Annotated in this window: 14 protein-coding genes; 8 read left to right on the top strand and 6 right to left on the bottom strand. The window is 59.1% G+C overall.

Going from position 1 to position 16,092, the window contains the following annotated elements; translation table 11 throughout:
• Nucleotides 1–6 precede the first annotated feature (6 nt).
• From KI787_05210 to KI787_05185, 6 genes are all read right to left on the bottom strand, one after another.
• Entirely contained in the window at nt 7–1,599 is a 1,593-nt protein-coding gene (locus KI787_05210) for an electron transfer flavoprotein-ubiquinone oxidoreductase (protein MBV6629338.1), read from the bottom strand.
• A gap of 94 nt (nt 1,600–1,693) precedes the next feature.
• Nucleotides 1,694–2,869 (bottom strand): phosphoglycerate kinase, encoded by a 1,176-nt coding sequence (locus KI787_05205; GenBank protein MBV6629337.1) that lies wholly within the window; start codon nt 2,867–2,869, stop codon nt 1,694–1,696.
• Nucleotides 2,870–2,903: 34 nt separating this feature from the next.
• Nucleotides 2,904–3,911, bottom strand: a complete 1,008-nt coding sequence (gene gap, locus KI787_05200) for a type I glyceraldehyde-3-phosphate dehydrogenase (GenBank protein ID MBV6629336.1) — start codon at nt 3,909–3,911, stop codon at nt 2,904–2,906.
• A 29-nt stretch (nt 3,912–3,940) separates the two neighbouring features.
• The gene (gene tkt, locus KI787_05195) at nt 3,941–5,929 is read right to left on the bottom strand and encodes a transketolase (protein ID MBV6629335.1); all 1,989 of its coding nucleotides are present in this window, start codon (nt 5,927–5,929) and stop codon (nt 3,941–3,943) included.
• A gap of 159 nt (nt 5,930–6,088) precedes the next feature.
• Entirely contained in the window at nt 6,089–6,706 is a 618-nt protein-coding gene (msrA, locus tag KI787_05190; GenBank protein ID MBV6629334.1) for a peptide-methionine (S)-S-oxide reductase MsrA, read from the bottom strand.
• Nucleotides 6,703–7,263, bottom strand: a complete 561-nt coding sequence (locus tag KI787_05185) for a thioredoxin family protein (GenBank protein MBV6629333.1) — start codon at nt 7,261–7,263, stop codon at nt 6,703–6,705. The genes msrA and KI787_05185 overlap by 4 nt, the downstream gene beginning before the upstream one ends.
• A gap of 119 nt (nt 7,264–7,382) precedes the next feature.
• Between KI787_05185 and metK the strand changes: the two genes are divergently transcribed.
• The 8 genes from metK (at nt 7,383) to KI787_05145 (ending at nt 16,056) form a co-directional block, all read left to right on the top strand.
• The gene (gene metK / locus KI787_05180; protein ID MBV6629332.1) at nt 7,383–8,624 is read left to right on the top strand and encodes a methionine adenosyltransferase; all 1,242 of its coding nucleotides are present in this window, start codon (nt 7,383–7,385) and stop codon (nt 8,622–8,624) included.
• A gap of 192 nt (nt 8,625–8,816) precedes the next feature.
• Nucleotides 8,817–10,235: an adenosylhomocysteinase gene (ahcY, locus tag KI787_05175; protein MBV6629331.1), complete on the top strand. Its 1,419-nt coding sequence runs from the start codon at nt 8,817–8,819 to the stop codon at nt 10,233–10,235.
• Nucleotides 10,236–10,527: 292 nt separating this feature from the next.
• Nucleotides 10,528–11,379 (top strand): methylenetetrahydrofolate reductase [NAD(P)H], encoded by an 852-nt coding sequence (gene metF, locus KI787_05170; protein ID MBV6629330.1) that lies wholly within the window; start codon nt 10,528–10,530, stop codon nt 11,377–11,379.
• Nucleotides 11,380–11,407: 28 nt separating this feature from the next.
• On the top strand, nt 11,408–12,034 hold the full coding sequence (locus tag KI787_05165; GenBank protein MBV6629329.1) for a YceI family protein: 627 nt from the start codon (nt 11,408–11,410) through the stop codon (nt 12,032–12,034).
• 153 nt (nt 12,035–12,187) lie between these two features.
• Nucleotides 12,188–13,180, top strand: coding sequence for a YhdH/YhfP family quinone oxidoreductase (locus tag KI787_05160; protein ID MBV6629328.1), 993 nt, complete (start codon nt 12,188–12,190; stop codon nt 13,178–13,180).
• 118 nt (nt 13,181–13,298) lie between these two features.
• Nucleotides 13,299–14,747 (top strand): aldehyde dehydrogenase family protein, encoded by a 1,449-nt coding sequence (locus tag KI787_05155; GenBank protein MBV6629327.1) that lies wholly within the window; start codon nt 13,299–13,301, stop codon nt 14,745–14,747.
• A 201-nt stretch (nt 14,748–14,948) separates the two neighbouring features.
• Nucleotides 14,949–15,293 (top strand): DUF1428 domain-containing protein, encoded by a 345-nt coding sequence (locus tag KI787_05150; GenBank protein ID MBV6629326.1) that lies wholly within the window; start codon nt 14,949–14,951, stop codon nt 15,291–15,293.
• A 136-nt stretch (nt 15,294–15,429) separates the two neighbouring features.
• Nucleotides 15,430–16,056, top strand: a complete 627-nt coding sequence (locus tag KI787_05145) for a YdeI/OmpD-associated family protein (GenBank protein MBV6629325.1) — start codon at nt 15,430–15,432, stop codon at nt 16,054–16,056.
• Nucleotides 16,057–16,092: the final 36 nt, after the last annotated feature.

The following is a 16,092-nucleotide window of genomic DNA, read 5'->3' as shown; positions in this document are numbered from 1 at the left end:
GTGGATTTACATCAATTGGTAGTTCGGCCCGGAACCTCCTTCCGGGGTGACCCAATTAATGATCTGGTAGGGGTCTTTGATGTCGCAAGTCTTACAGTGTACGCAGTTTGCGGCATTAATCTGTAAGCGTTTGCCGTCTTCGTCCTCGACCATTTCATAAACCTTGGCCGGGCAGAAGCGTGTGCAGGGGTTGTCGTATTCCTCGGCGCACTGCGTGATGCAGATGTTGGTGTCGGCCACCTGCAGGTGCACCGGCTGGTCTTCATCATGCTCGGTGGCGGCGAAGTACACCGCCGACAAACGGTCACGCGGGGGCAGGTCGCGCTCGTTTTGTGCCAGCGGTTTTTTCTCGGTGATCTTTTTCAGTGCGCTGTGATCGGCGCGGTTACGCAAGGTGTAAGGCAACAACCCGGCGAACAGTGTTTCGATGCCGGAGATGACCAGACCTACCCACATACCCCAGTGGAAAGCCGGGCGGATGTTGCGCACTTTTTTCAGCTCGGCGCCCACGGCGGAGCTGCGCAAGCGGCTGTCGAAGCCAGCGCTGCTTTGCTTCTCAGTGAAGTGCTTAGCGATTTCCATGCCCGAGCGAATGGCTTGGTGTACGCCTTTAATTTTGGGCACGTTCAAGGTGCCAGCGCCGCAGCCAATCAGCGCTGCCCCTGGCATTTCTACCTTGGGTAGCGACTGCCAGCCACCTTCAACAATGGCGCGGGCGCCATAGCTGACGATTTCGCCGCCTTCCAGCAGCTTCTTCATCTCGGGGTGGTTCTTAAACTCTTGGAACTTCTCAAAGGGCTCTAGGTGCGGGTCTTCGTAGTCCAGGCCCACCACAAAGCCGATGGCCAGTTTGTCGTCTTCCAAGTGGTACACAAAGCTGCCGCCATAGGTGCTGTTGTCCAGCGGCCAGCCCATGGTGTGCATCACCAGGCCGGTTTCCCCGCGACCTTTGGGCAGCTGCCACAGCTCTTTAATGCCAATGCCGTAGGTTTGCGGGTCGCAGTCTTTGTCCAGACCAAACTTGGCTACCAACTGCTTGGAGCAGGAGCCACGCGCGCCTTCGGCAAACACCGTGAGCTTGGCATGCAGGTCCATACCCGGCGTGAAGGAGTCTTTGGGGTTGCCGTCTTTATCAACGCCCATGTCGCCGGTGCGTACACCGATGACTTCGCCGGCGTCGTTGTACAGCGGTTCGCGGGCCGGGAAGCCGGGGTAAATTTCCACGCCCAGCTCTTCGGCAGCTTCGCCCATTTTTGCGGTGAGGCTACCCAGGGAAATGATGTAATTCCCGTGGTTGTTCATCTGCGGCGGCACGATGGGGAACTTGAAAGAACCCTTGGGGTTCATCATCCGAATTTCGTCGCGTTTGACGGGTACGCAGACTTCGGGTGGGTTGTCCTTCCAGTTCGGCAGCAGCTCTTCCAGCGGGCCGGGCTCGATGACGGCCCCAGCCAGGCTGTGCGAGCCCACTGTGGCGCCTTTCTCCAGCACACACACATTGAGTTCAGGGTTGAGCTGCTTGGCGTGGATGGCGCAGGCCAGACCAGCGGGGCCAGCGCCGACCACCAGCAGGTCAAATTCCATTACATCACGTTCCATTGTCTCTCTATCCTCTGCTATGGGCTCTAACCAGCCGCCGCGGCATCCTGCCGCATCGCAACAAAAACTTCAGCGGGCCGCCGTCCTTCAGGCTCTATTGGCCACGCTGATTCAAAGCATCTACCGCCGGCAGCGTTTTGCCCTCGAGAAACTCAAGGAAGGCGCCGCCGCCGGTGGAAATATAGGAAATATCGTCTCGGACACCGAATTTATCGATGGCCGCCAGGGTGTCGCCCCCGCCAGCAATGGAGAAGGCCTCCGATTCGGCAATGGCTTCCGCCAAGGACTTGGTCCCGGCGGCGAATTGCTCAATTTCAAACACGCCCACCGGCCCATTCCAAACAATGGTGCCCGCACCCAACAGTTCAGCCGCCAGGGCGTTGCGAGTGCGTGGGCCCACATCCAGAATCATTTCGTCGGCTTCGAGCTCCTGCACTTCACGCACTTCGGCATGGGCCTCGGAGGAGAGCTCTACGGCGCTGACCACATCGCTCGGGAGCGGGATGCTGGCGCCGCGCTCTTGCATCACCCGCATTACATGGCGCGCCGCTGGCACCAGGTCGGGCTCATACAGAGACTTGCCCACGTTATGTCCCGCAGCCGCCAAGAAGGTATTGGCAATACCGCCGCCCAAAATCAGACGATCGGCCACATTGGCCAGGCTGGTGAGTAGCTCGAGCTTGGTGGAAACCTTAGAGCCTCCCACAATCACCACCAATGGGCGGGCGGGGTCTTTGAGCGCCGCTCCCAGCGCATCCAGCTCGGCGCACAGCAAAGGCCCGGCGCAGGCTTGAGGCGCACGCAGGGCTACGCCGTGGGTGCTGGCCTGAGCGCGGTGCGCTGTGCCAAAGGCGTCCATTACGAAGATGTCGCAGAGGTCGGCGTAGGCTTGAGCCAAGTCGGGGTCATCGGCTTTTTCACCAGACTCGAAGCGCACGTTTTCCAGCAGCACCACTTCTCCGGGCTGCACCGCCACGCCATCTCGCCATTGGCTCACCAGGGGCACGTCGCGCTCCAACAGGGTGCCTAGGTACTCGGCCACCGGGGCCAGGCTATGTGCTGTACTGGGCTGGCCTTCTTTGGGGCGACCCAGGTGCGACATTACCATCACGGCGGCGCCGGCTTTGAGGGCCATTTGAATGGTGGGAAGGCCGGCGCGAATACGCGCATCCGAGCTGACTTCACCGTCTTTGAGCGGCACATTCAGATCCTGGCGGATTAATACCCGCTTGCCGCTCAGGTCTAAGTCAGTCATGCGTGCGAAGGTCATCCCAAATTCCTCAAATCATCAGCTCAGCTAGGGGTTAGGAAGCGGCCATCATCGTGGCCGCGGTGTCTAACATGCGATTGGAAAAACCCCATTCGTTGTCATACCAGGCGCAAACCTTCACCAGGCGGCCATGTACCTTGGTTAGGGTGGCGTCGAAAATGGACGAGGCCGGGTGGTGGTTGAAATCAATCGATACCAAAGGGTCGGCGTTAAAGGCCAGAATGCCTTTAAGCGGGCCATCGGCAGCCGTTTTAAGCAGACGATGAATCTCGTCCACGCTGGTATCGCGGCTGCTTACAAATGATAAATCCACCATGGACACGTTTATGGTGGGTACGCGGACCGCGTAGCCATCGAGTTTGCCTGCGAGTTCCGGCAAAACCAGGCCGACTGCGGCGGCCGCCCCGGTTTTGGTGGGAATCATGTTCAAAGTGCCGCTGCGGGCACGGCGCAGGTCGCTGTGATACGAGTCGGTGAGCACCTGGTCATTGGTGTAAGCATGCACCGTGGTCATCAGGCCCGATTCCAAGCCCACTTCACCAATCAAAGGCTGCACCAAAGGTGCAATGCAGTTGGTGGTGCAAGAGGCGTTACTCACAATGTCATCGCTGGCGGCGAGGTCTTCGTGGTTAATGCCATAGACCACGGTTTTGACATCGGAGCCCGCCGGCTGCGACACCAACACCCGCTTGGCACCTGCTTGTAAATGCGAGGCGGCTTTGTCGCGGCTGGCGAAGCGCCCGGTGCACTCCAACACCAAGTCCACACCAAGCTCTCCCCAGGGCAGCTGCGCAGGCACGGTTTGGCTGAGCATGCGGATGCGCTGCGACCCTACCAGAAGGTCATCGCCGTCCACGCTCACCGGGGTGGCAAAGCGGCCATGTGCGGTGTCGTATTGGGTGAGATGGGCATGGGTTTGGATGGAGCCCAAATCGTTGATGGCCACGATTTGGAATTCATCCTCACGTCCGGCTTCAAAAATCGCGCGCACAATGTTGCGCCCGATGCGTCCATATCCGTTGATACCGATGCGGATGCTCATAAGCCAGACCTCAAGACCAAATCGTGCGGTTAGCCCAACGCTGTGAAGCGTTTGACCACTTGATCAGGCGTTAGCCCGAAATGGTGATACAGCGCAGGGCCGGGAGCGGATTCACCAAAGCGATCCAAGCCGATAACGTCGCCCTGATCACCGGCAATGCGCCACCACAGACCAGTGACGCCGGCTTCAATGACGACGCGTTTGCGTAGCTTGGTGGGAATGACCTGCTCGCGGTAGCTGGCGTCTTGCTCTAAGAAGCGGTCTAGGCAAGGCATCGACACCACGCGAACAGGGGTGCCTGCAGCCAAAAGGTCGGCGGCCGCCTGCATGGCAATTTCCACTTCCGAGCCGCTGGCAATCAGAACGCCTACGGGCTCTTCGGCGTCTTGCAACACATAACCGCCGCGGGCGATATCAGCCAGTTGAGCTTGGCTGCGTGGTTGTGGGGCCAAGCCCTGGCGCGACAGCGCCAGCACGCTGGGGCGCTTGGCGCTTTGTACCGCACAGGCCCAGGCCGCCATGGTTTCGGCGGCGTCGGCCGGACGCCATACATCCAAATTCGGAATGAGGCGCAGGCTGGACACATGCTCCACCGGCTGGTGGGTTGGTCCGTCTTCGCCCAGGCCAATGGAGTCGTGCGTCATCACGTAGATCACCCGCTGTTCCATCAAGGCGGACATACGGATGGCATTGCGTGAGTAATCGGAGAACACCAAAAAGGTGCCGGCAAAGGGCAAAAAGCCGCCATGCAGGGCAATGCCATTCATGATGGCGCTCATACCGAACTCACGCACGCCGTAATGCACATGGCGGCCCATGCCGCTGGCGTCTAAGGCGCCGCAGTCCGGCCAGTTGGTGAGGTTAGAGCCGGTCAGGTCGGCCGAACCGCCCAAAAACTCGGGTAGCTTGGGAGCCAGCGCCGTGATGGCCATTTGCGAGGCTTTGCGGGTGGCCACCTTGGGTGCATCTTTTTGCACTTGAGCCAACATCTGCTCGGCTTGCGCTGCGAAATCGGCAGGTAGTTCGCCGCGCATGCGTCGCTCTAGCTCAGCCGCCTCTTGGGGGAAAGCGGCAGCGTAGGCATCAAATTGCTGCTGCCAGCGTGTTTGCAGCTGCTCTCCACGTACGCGCCCATCCCAGGCATTGCGGATATCGTTGGGAATATCAAAAGCGCTATGCTCCCAGCCAAGTTTGGCACGGGTAGCGGCAATTTCATCATCACCCAATGGCGCGCCGTGCACGCCCTCGGTGCCGGCCTTGTTCGGCGAGCCGAAGCCAATCACGGTTTTGCATTGGATCAGGCTGGGGCGCGCGGTTTCGGCCTTGGCTGCGGCCAAGGCGTTGGCGATGGCTTCGGGGTCGTGGCCGTCGACGTCAGCAATCACATGCCAGCCGTAGGCCTCAAAGCGTTTCACCGTATCGTCGGTAAACCAGCCCTCAACTTCACCGTCAATGGAGATGTTGTTGTCGTCATAGACCACATTCAGCTTGCCCAGCTGCCAGGTTCCGGCCAGGGCGCAGGCCTCGTGGGAGACGCCTTCCATCAAGCAACCATCACCCGTGAACACCCAGGTGGCATGGTCGACGACGGCGTGGCCGTCGCGGTTGAACTCGGCTGCCAGCATTTTTTCGGCCAAAGCCATGCCCACAGCATTGGCCAGGCCTTGTCCTAATGGGCCTGTGGTGGTTTCCACGGCCTCGATCAGGTGCGACTCGGGATGCCCGGCGGTTTTGGAGCCCAGCTGGCGGAAATTTTTGATTTCCTCCAGAGGCAGGTCGTAGCCGCTGAGATGCAGCAGCGCGTACAGCAGCATGGAGCCATGGCCGTTGCTGAGCACGAAGCGATCACGGTTGATCCAGCGCGGGTCGGCAGGGTTATGGGCCAGCACATCCGACCACAACACTTCGGCAATATCGGCCATACCCATAGGCATGCCAGGGTGACCAGACTTAGCCTGTTGTACGGCATCCATGGCCAGCGCACGGATGGCATTCGCTTTTTCGATTCGGGACGTCATGAATCTCTCGACATGAAAGCCGCGAAACACACGGCTGGACCCGGTATTGTACGGGTGAACGCCTGCACACTTCAGGTTCCACTGTTCATGCCGGAGGGTGGCACCTCCTCAGCATGCTGTTCAGGTGGGCGCAGCCACCCAAACCTTGGAGGTTATGGGTTACTTACGCAGCAGCGAACCGAAGCGTTCCCGCACTTTGTGCACCTTGGGCGCGGCCACGGCGGCAATGTAGGGTTGGTTCGGGTTCTGTGCGGCGTAGTCGTGGTGGTAGCTTTCGGCTGGGAAGAACTCGCCCTCTTCCATGGTTGTCACGATGGGACTTGAGAACACCTTGGCGGTGTTGAGCTGCTCGATGTAGCGGCGCGCCACCTCTTCTTGCTCTGGGTTTTGCGCGAAGATGGCCGAGCGATATTGAGGGCCGACATCGTTACCCTGGCGGTTGAGCTGAGTGGGGTCATGGGCCACCGAGAAGAACACCCGCAGCAGCGTGCCGAAACTAAGTTGATCGGCAGCATAGGAAATGCGGATGGCCTCGGCATGGCCTGTGGTTCCGCTGCAAACCTTGCGGTAATCGGCGCTGTCCCGGTCGCCGCCAGCATAGCCTGGGGCAACATCACTCACGCCAGCTAGCTCGCGGTACACCGCCTCGGTGCACCAAAAGCAGCCGCCGGCCAGCACCGCTTGTTGTTGGCCTTGGGCCTCGATATCGAACTCGGGGTAAGGAAATTCGCCGGGCTTCACGTTGAGATTGGCTCCGGGCAGGGCACAGACAGTCATGCGTTTTTCCATTTGATGTTGCAGCCAACACTGGGCTGCTGGTCGTTCAGAGGCGGCTGGCCGGCGAGCAGGGCATCGATGGCAGAACGCAGGTCTGCCCCATTCACGGGACTATCGTTGCCGGGTCTGGAGCCGTCCAGCTGCCCGCGATAAACCAGCTCATCTTGTGCGTCGAACAGATAAAACTCGGGTGTACAGGCGGCATCGAAAGCCTGGGCCACGGTTTGTTCGGCGTCATACAGGTAGGGAAATGGGTAACCCAGGCGCTGGGCATTGGCGGCCATGGCCGCTGGTCCATCCTCAGGGTAGCTTTGGGCATCGTTAGAGCTGATGGCCACAAAGCCCAGGTCGCGTGCCATGTAATCCCTGGCCAGGCGGGGGAGCTCAGCCTCGATGTGCTTCACATAGGGGCAATGGTTACAAATAAACATCACCACTGTGCCGGCCTTGCCCCGAATATCGGCCCAGCTTTTCTCCTCGCGCGACACGCTGTCGAGCAAGGTGAAGGCAGGGGCCGGGGTGCCAAGAGGCAGCATGTTGGAGGGGGTTAAGGCCATGGCCTGAATTCCGCATGCGAGGGGCTGGCGAGAATCCTTTGCCTGCCGGGCTGTTGTCAAGCCCGCGAATGGCTTATCATCCGCTTATCCGGATGGACGGATGACGAAAAGGTTACACAATGTCCGCTGATTACATTTTCACTTCAGAATCGGTTTCTGAAGGCCACCCCGACAAAGTTGCTGATCAGATCTCTGATGCGGTGCTTGATGCGCTACTGGCGCGTGATCGACACGCAAGGGTTGCGTGCGAAACGCTGGTGAAAACCGGTGTGTCCATCGTGGCCGGAGAAATCACCACGAATGCTTGGGTTGATCTCGAAGACTTAGTTCGTGGAGTGATTGCGGATATTGGCTACACCAGCTCTGAAGTGGGCTTTGATGGCGCAACCTGCGGCGTGCTGAACCTCATCGGTAAGCAGTCCGTCGATATCGCCATGGGCGTGGATGGCAACGCCGACGAGCGTAAGAAGCCTGAAGACCAGGGTGCGGGCGACCAGGGCCTGATGTTTGGTTATGCCTGTAATGAAACCCCGGCTTTAATGCCGGCTCCGATCCAATATGCGCACCGCCTCGTCGAACGCCAAGCTGAGGCGCGTAAGTCTGGGCAGCTGCCTTGGCTGCGCCCGGATGCGAAGAGCCAGGTGACCTTGCGTTATCGCGACGGCCAACCTGTGGCCATTGATGCCGTAGTGCTGTCCACCCAGCACCATCCCGAGGTGAGCCAGTCCAAGCTTCAGGAAGCGGTGATGGAGCTGGTGATCAAGCAGGTGCTGCCAGCTGAGCTACTGACCAAAGACACCCAATTCCACATCAACCCCACCGGCAAATTCGTCATCGGCGGCCCGGTGGGGGATTGCGGACTCACCGGGCGCAAAATCATTGTGGACACTTATGGCGGTATGGCCCGCCATGGTGGCGGCGCCTTTTCCGGCAAAGATCCGTCCAAGGTTGACCGCAGCGCGGCCTATGCTGGGCGCTATGTGGCCAAGAACATCGTCGCCGCTGGGCTCGCCGAAAAATGCGAGATCCAGGTGAGCTACGCCATTGGCGTGGCCGAGCCCACCTCCATTTCGGTGACCACCTTCGGTACCGGAAAGATCAGCGACGACAAGATTGTGGCGCTGGTGCGTAAACACTTCGACCTACGCCCCTACGCCATTACGACCATGCTGGACTTGCTGCACCCCATGTATCAGTCCACCGCGGCCTATGGCCACTTCGGACGCGAGCCCGAACAGCGCAGCTACCGCTGGCAAACCCGCGAGAACGGCCAGTTGGTCGATCACGAAGATAGCTTCACGGCCTTCCCCTGGGAGAAGACCGACAAGGCTGATGCCCTGCGTGATGACGCTGGCCTCTAAGCCAAGGCTGTCCTTGGACGAGCTTGGAGTGGCCATGGTGTGGCTCCAGGCCGCAGTTTTGAAGGTCGGCCGTAATCAGGCCGACCGCTCCGGTGCTGTGACAGTGCCGGACTGGTTATCCGGCCCACGTCAGATAACCCGGACGGGAGGGACCCCGCCCTCAATTTCTCTCACTTTTCGGAGCAACACAACGTGAATTTACCCGCAGCTAAAGTCGAGCCCGACTACACCATTGCTGATATCAACCTTGCCGATTACGGACGCAAGGAAATCGCCATTGCCGAAACCGAAATGCCCGGTTTGATGCAGGTGCGCGAAGAGTTTGCCGCTGATCAGCCGCTCAAAGGTGCCCGCATTGCTGGCTCCTTGCACATGACCATTCAAACGGCTGTGCTCATTCAAACCCTGGAAGCCTTGGGCGCTGAAGTGCGCTGGGCCTCCTGCAACATCTACTCCACGCAGGATCATGCCGCGGCTGCCATCGCTGCGAACGGCACTCCAGTGTTTGCTTATAAAGGCGAAACTCTGGATGAGTACTGGGAGTACACCCACCGCATTTTGGAATGGCACGACGGTGGCACACCCAACATGATTCTGGACGATGGTGGTGACGCTACTGGTCTGGTATTGCTGGGGGCCCGCGCTGCCGATGACGAAAGCGTTCTGGACAACCCAGGCAGCGAAGAAGAAGTGGCCCTGTTCGCTTCCATTCGTCGCAAGTTGGCTGAAGACCGTGGCTTTTATGCCCGTGTTCGCGAGAACATCAAGGGCGTGACCGAAGAAACCACCACGGGCGTGAATCGTCTGTACCAAATGCACAAGGAAGGCCGTCTGCCCTTCCCGGCCATCAACGTGAACGATTCGGTCACCAAGTCCAAGTTCGACAACCTCTACGGCTGCCGTGAGTCCTTGGTGGACGGCATCAAGCGCGCTACCGATGTGATGATCGCTGGCAAAATCGCCGTGGTCGCTGGTTACGGCGACGTGGGTAAAGGCTCCGCCCAGGCCCTGCGTGCCCTCTCGGCCCAGGTGTGGGTCACCGAAGTCGACCCCATCTGTGCGCTGCAGGCCGCGATGGAAGGCTACAAAGTGGTCACCATGGATTACGCGGCCGACAAAGCCGACATCTTCGTCACGGCCACCGGTAATTACCAAGTGATCACCATGGATCACATGAAGGCCATGAAGAACGAGGCCATCGTGTGCAACATCGGTCACTTCGATAACGAAATTCAGGTTGCCGAACTCGAGCGCGAATGCGAGTGGGAAAACATCAAGCCCCAGGTTGATCATGTGATTTTCCCGGATGGCAAGCGCATTATTTTGTTGGCCAAGGGTCGCTTGGTGAACTTGGGCTGCGCCACCGGCCACCCCAGCTTCGTCATGAGCTCCAGCTTCACCAACCAAACGCTGGCACAAATCGAGCTGTTCACCAAGGAAGGCGATTACGAGCCAGGCGTTTATGTGCTGCCCAAGCACCTGGACGAAAAAGTCGCTCGCTTGCACCTGGCCCGCATTGGCGCCCAGCTCACCGAAATGAGCGACAACCAAGCCAATTACATTGGCGTGCCGGTAGCAGGCCCTTACAAGCCTGAGCACTACCGCTACTAAGGTCCCTGCGCTGTAAGCGCTGTGCTTACAGTGGGATCAGCCGCAAGGAGCTCGTGGGTGTGTCACCCATGGCTCTTCGCAGCAGCCAGCATCAGGGCCGTCTTTGGTGGCCCTGATGCTGGCCCTTATTACCTTGTCGGTAGAAGCCAAACCTTTAGCGTTTGCGCCCAAGGGCCATGCGGGCCAAAGTGCTTTTGAGCCCTAAGCTTCGTGGCGTTAGCCTTCTAAGCTGAGGGCACCCTGCAAAACTGCCGACAACATTACAGAGAATGTCATTTTCGGAGCTCGCACCATGACCGCGCAGTACAGTTTGGAATTTTTCCCGCCGCGTGCTGCGGACGCCTGGGCCAGCTTTGGCCAAACGGCGGCTGAGCTGGCTGCCCTGGGCCCAGCGTATGTGTCGGTGACCTTCGGTGCTGGCGGCTCGGTGCAAGGCGGCACCCTCGAAGCGGTGACCATGCTGCGTGAAAAGTTGCAGCTGGATACCGCGCCGCATATTTCCTGCGTGAATACCGACCCGGCCCTCATCCGCGATTTGTTGGCGCGCTACCGAGAGGTAGGAGTGCGTAAGCTCGTGGTACTGCGCGGGGACTTGCCTTCCGGGGCAGGGCTGCCGGCAGGCGAGTTCCGCTATGCCGCCGACCTGGTGCGCTTCATTCGCCAGGAAACCGGCGATGAGTTTCACATTGAAGTGGCGGCCTACCCCGAAATGCACCCGCAGGCCCGCTCACCGGCGACTGACTTCAAGCACTTTCTGGCCAAAGTGGATTGTGGTGCCAACGCCGCCATCACCCAGTACTTTTTCAACGCCGACGCGTACTTCGATTTTTGCGAACAGGTGCGGGCCGCGGGCTATGATCTGCCCATCACTCCGGGGATCATGCCCATCACCAATCACCGCCAACTCAGCCGCTTTTCGCAAATTTGCGGCGCCGAGATTCCGCGCTGGATCCGGCTGCGCTTAGAGCAGTATGGTGATGACCTCGAGTCCATCCGCGATTTTGGTTTGGATGTGGTCAGCCGCCTGTGCGACACCCTCATGGAGGGTGGTGCCCCCGGACTGCACTTCTACACCCTGAACAAAACCGCGCCCACGCTGGCCTTATGGGATCGCTTGCAGCTACCGCGTCCCGTGGCAGACTGAAGCTCCGCCCTCAGGTTTGGAGATGACTATGCCTAAGACCTTCTCACCAGCCGCAGCCATCTGGCGTATGTGTTTGTTGCTCTGTGTGTCTGTGTTTGCGGCGTGCAATAACTCCCAGCCCACGCCCAGCGCCGGAGGGGATTGGGCTTTGGATAGCACGCAGTCCAGCCTGCACTTCCTGTCCACCAAGAACGGCCAGATCACCGAAACCCACCGCTTCTCTAAGCTCGATGGCGAGATCAACGACGATGGCCGCGCCAGCTTGGTGGTGGACCTAGCCAGCGTGCAAACCGGCATCGACATCCGTAACACCCGCATGCAGCAGATGCTGTTCGAGGTGGCGGATTTTCCTTTGGCCACGGCGCGCATTGCTCTTCCGCCTCAGTTCATTGCCCAGCTTGCGCCCGGTAGCACTCAAACTTTGGAGACCAAGCTGGAGCTAGACCTACATGGTCATACCCACACCTTGCCCACCCAGCTACGTGTGGCCCGCTTGGCCGATGACCGCCTGCAGGTGAGCTCGGAGGCCCCGGTGTTACTCGCAGCCGCCGATTTTGATCTGCTCGACGGCGTGCAGGCCCTGCGCGAAGTGGCCGGGCTCAATGCGATTAATCCCACCGTTCCGGTAACGGTGTTGCTGGAATACACCCGATAGCCCAGCGTAGATCTGCTGGGTTCTGCTGCCGTCCGGCTCATTGGAAACCGGTCCTTGTGGCTGAACGCAGCCATGTCTGTGCCAGGGCGCTAATGCGGCTGGAACAGGCGGTTCGCGCTAGGATGCCTGCTCCGGCTTGAAGGAGGAGACAGCATGAGCAGCATATTCGCGTGGCAAGTTGAGGCCAAAGATTCCCCTGCGCAATGGGTACAAAAGGCACCCCTGCCCCTGACGGAAGATCAGGTTCGCATTCGCATTGAGGCCTCAAGCCTGAACTACAAGGACGCCCTGGCTGTGACCGGCAAGGGGCGCATCATGCGTCGCTTCCCCTGCGTCGCAGGTATTGACCTTGCGGGAGAGGTTATCGAGTCTTCCAGCCCGCAATGGTCGGTGGGCGCGCCGGTGTTGGCCACAGGCTGTTTTCTGGGTGAGCAGGTCGATGGTGGGCTGGCCACCGAAGTGGTGATGGCTGCCGAGAATGTCATTGCTCGGCCGCAAGGCGTATCCAGTGTGCAGGCCATGGCCTGGGGCACAGCCGGTTTCACGGCGGCGCTGGCTGTGCAGCGCATGCTCGACAATGGGCAGCGGCCAGATATGGGGCCTATTGCCGTTACCGGCGCTACCGGGGGTGTGGGCTCTATCGCCATTGCCTTGTTGGCGAAGCTGGGGTTTGCGCCTGTGGCTGTTACCCGTCGCGGCGCCGACCATGCGGATTACTTGAAGCAGCTTGGGGCGGTGGATATTCACGCTGCCGACGTCGACGAGCAGGCCCCGCCACTGCAGAAAACCCAGTGGGGTGGTGTGATCGACAACGTGGGCGGTGCGCTGCTGGCCCAGCTCATTGCCCAAACCAATTTGTGGGGCAATGTGGCCAGTATTGGGCTGGCCGGGTCGGCCAAACTACCGGCGACGGTTCTGCCCTTTATTTTGCGCGGCGTAAACCTGCTGGGCGTGCATTCGGTGGAATGGCCCATGGCGCCGCGCCGACAAATTTGGGAGAAGATTTTCGGGGATTGGCAGCTAGATCACAGCCTGTGGTTGCGCCACCAAGTCCCCTTAGCCGAGATCATGCCGGTGTGCGAAGCCATGCTTGCCGGGACGCATGACGGACGCGCTGTGGTGCTGTGCACGGCTCACGCGACATAAGCTCGGACGCTGGCGCGATGACGGCTCGCGCAATTTTCCTTACAGTGGAGAAATACATTAGACCGGACGTGTCATTTTGAGGAGACACCTCGCACACGCCCGTACATGAGGACTACAAATGAGTGCAGCCGCTCCCGCGCCTAGCGCGGACCCCCGCTTCGAAAACGCCGCCATTGCGGACATGAAACGTATTTTTGCCGCGCAGCAGCGCACGGCTTTGCAATGGCGAACCAGCACGGCCCAGGAGCGAATTGCAAGACTGAATCGGCTGCGGGACGCGGTTCTGGCCCGCGAGGGCGAGATTAAACAAGCCTGCGCTGAAGACTTTGGTAAGCCCGAAACAGAGGTGGATATTGGTGAGCTGATTCCCATATTGGCGGAAATTAAATCCACCAAGGCCCATCTCAAACGCTGGATGAAAGGTGAGCGAGTTTGGCCGACGGCGCTGATGTTTGGCACCAAGACCCGCGTTCGCTACGAGCCTAAGGGTGTCAGCCTGATTATTGCGCCCTGGAATTACCCGGTGAACTTGTCGCTGATGCCTTTGGTGTCGGCGCTTGCCGCTGGCTGCACGGCCATTCTGAAGCCCTCTGAGCTCACGCCTGCGACATCCAAAGTGACGCGGGAACTCATCGCCGCAACCTTTGATGAAAGTGAAGTCGCAGTGGTTGAGGGCGCCGTGGAAGAAACCACCGCCCTGCTGGAAATGCCCTTCGACCATATCTTTTTCACCGGCAGCCCAGCTGTGGGCAAGATCATCATGGCTGCGGCCGCCAAGAATCTGACCTCGGTGACCTTGGAGCTAGGTGGTAAATCGCCCACCATCGTCGATGCCTCGGCTGATGTGGAACGCGCCGCCAAGGGCATTATGTTCGGCAAGTTTCTTAATGCCGGCCAAACCTGTATTGCACCTGATTACGTGCTGGTGCATGAAGACATTAAAGACAGCTTCATCAAGGCCTGCGCGGACCACCTCAAAGCCACCTATGGTGAGGACGCCACCCAAAGCCCGGACTACTGCCGCATTGTGAATGGCCGGCACTACGAGCGAGTCAGCGGCCTGCTGGCTGAGGCGCGTGCTAAGGGCGCGGTGGCGGCTTGTGGCGGCACCACTCGCGAAGACACCCAAAGCATTGCGCCCACCATTTTGGACTCGGTGCCGATGGACTCACGGGTGATGGATGAGGAAATCTTCGGGCCGCTGCTGCCCGTGGTGCCCTACAAAGATTTGAATGAGGCCATCGCTTACATCAACGGCAAGCCCAAGCCCTTGGCCCTGTACGTGTACGCCAATGACCGCCGGGTGGTCGACAAAACTATTGGTGAAACCTCGGCCGGCGGGACCTGCATCAACACCTGCACCAACCAATACCTGCATATGAATGCCCCCTTTGGCGGCGTGAATAACTCCGGCATCGGCAACTCGCACGGCAAATGGGGTTTCAAAGCCTTCTCCCATGAGCGCACCGTGGTCGATAACAAATTCTCGGCCAGCCTGCTTATGGCACCGCCCTACACAAGCTTTGTGAAGCGCCTCATTCACTTCATCAAGCTCACGCTGAAGTAAGTCGGGCCAAGCCAATCAAAAAAGCCGTAGCCATGCGAAGTGGCTGCGGCTTTTTTTGTGGTCGCGCCCGCTGTGTTTAGCGCAGCTGACTTGGTATCGAGTCGTTTGACGAGGCTGCATGGCTGTACTCTCAGGATGTGGGCTTCGTGCTGACGCGGTATTGGGTTTATCTTAGGGATAACACCTGTTGAGGAGATTGAGATGAGTTATGTCGATGGCTTCGTGGCAGCAGTACCCGTGAACAATAAGCAAGCCTATCTAGAGCATGCGCAAATCGCCGCCGAAATTTTCAAGAAGCACGGTGCACTATCGGTCGTCGAGTGTTGGGGTGACGATGTTCCGGACGGCGAGTTAAATTCGCTGAATTCTGCCGTCATGCGCAAGCCTGACGAAGCCGTGGTTTTTTCCTGGGTCGTTTGGGAGTCCAAAGAGGCACGCGACAGCGGGTGGGGAAATATCATGGATGACCCAGATATGCCGCAGAACATGCCATTTGACGGCAAACGCATTATTTATGGCGGTTTCCAGAAGCTTCTCGAAGCGTAGTTCTTCCGCCAATACCTCGTGCTCGTCGTTGAAAACCACCCTTTAGGAGATAGCAATACTCTGTGTGGGGCGAGTTTGAGCCGCCAAATCGGCCGTGGCCGACGGCCTATGCACAGCCCTATGGAGGAGAGTCAGTATGGCCATGGTGAAGAGCATCGAAGAGTACTTCGACCAGGGCTGCGGCCGCTGTGAGAGGTTTGCGACAGATGACTGCTCCACTAAAAAATGGAACAGCGGCTTAGGCGAACTTCGCCAGATGTGCCTAGAAGTTGGTTTGTCCGAAACGGTGAAATGGGGACACCCCTGCTACATGCACGCTGGGCGCAACATTGTCTTGATCGGTGCCTTTCGCGAAGATTTCCGCTTGAGCTTCTTTAACGCAGGCCTGCTGAAAGACCATGACAATATCCTGCAAAGGCAGGGTCCGAATACCCAGTATCCCGATATGTTTCGTTTCACCTCCAGCGGGCAGGTCACCGCACTGGGCCATGTGATTAGGAGCTACCTTAGCGAGGCCATGGGCTATGCCGAAAAAGGCCTGAAAGCGCCGAATGTCGAAGCTACGGTTGCGTGGCCGACCGAGCTCACTGAGGCATTGGCTGCCGATCCTGAACTAGCGGCAGGGTTTCGCAAGCTGACGCCGGGACGCCAGAAAAGCTATTTGTTCAATCTCAATTCCGCTAAGAAGCCCCAAACTCGAGTCGCTAGGATTGCCAAATTTCGCGACCATATTTTGGCCGGAAAGGGCGCTTTGGAACGATGAGTGAGCGCGAGAGCTGTCTGATCGCCAGAGGCTAAT

It is taken from the genome of Oceanococcus sp. HetDA_MAG_MS8 (genome assembly GCA_019192445.1).
Lineage (GTDB): Bacteria > Pseudomonadota > Gammaproteobacteria > Nevskiales > Oceanococcaceae > MS8.
This window is presented reverse-complemented; position numbering and strand designations above follow the sequence as displayed.

Excerpts from the sequence above, each read along its gene's own strand:
- KI787_05210 (MBV6629338.1), bottom strand. The coding sequence starts at position 1,599 with ATGGAACGTGATGTAATGGAATTTGACCTGCTGGTGGTCGGCGCTGGC.
- msrA (MBV6629334.1), bottom strand. The coding sequence starts at position 6,706 with ATGACTGTCTGTGCCCTGCCCGGAGCCAATCTCAACGTGAAGCCCGGC.
- metF (MBV6629330.1), top strand. The coding sequence starts at position 10,528 with ATGACCGCGCAGTACAGTTTGGAATTTTTCCCGCCGCGTGCTGCGGAC.
- gap (MBV6629336.1), bottom strand. The coding sequence starts at position 3,911 with ATGAGCATCCGCATCGGTATCAACGGATATGGACGCATCGGGCGCAAC.
- KI787_05185 (MBV6629333.1), bottom strand. The coding sequence starts at position 7,263 with ATGGCCTTAACCCCCTCCAACATGCTGCCTCTTGGCACCCCGGCCCCT.
- KI787_05145 (MBV6629325.1), top strand. The coding sequence starts at position 15,430 with ATGGCCATGGTGAAGAGCATCGAAGAGTACTTCGACCAGGGCTGCGGC.
- KI787_05160 (MBV6629328.1), top strand. The coding sequence starts at position 12,188 with ATGAGCAGCATATTCGCGTGGCAAGTTGAGGCCAAAGATTCCCCTGCG.
- metK (MBV6629332.1), top strand. The coding sequence starts at position 7,383 with ATGTCCGCTGATTACATTTTCACTTCAGAATCGGTTTCTGAAGGCCAC.
- tkt (MBV6629335.1), bottom strand. The coding sequence starts at position 5,929 with ATGACGTCCCGAATCGAAAAAGCGAATGCCATCCGTGCGCTGGCCATG.
- KI787_05150 (MBV6629326.1), top strand. The coding sequence starts at position 14,949 with ATGAGTTATGTCGATGGCTTCGTGGCAGCAGTACCCGTGAACAATAAG.
- KI787_05165 (MBV6629329.1), top strand. The coding sequence starts at position 11,408 with ATGCCTAAGACCTTCTCACCAGCCGCAGCCATCTGGCGTATGTGTTTG.
- KI787_05205 (MBV6629337.1), bottom strand. The coding sequence starts at position 2,869 with ATGACCTTCGCACGCATGACTGACTTAGACCTGAGCGGCAAGCGGGTA.
- KI787_05155 (MBV6629327.1), top strand. The coding sequence starts at position 13,299 with ATGAGTGCAGCCGCTCCCGCGCCTAGCGCGGACCCCCGCTTCGAAAAC.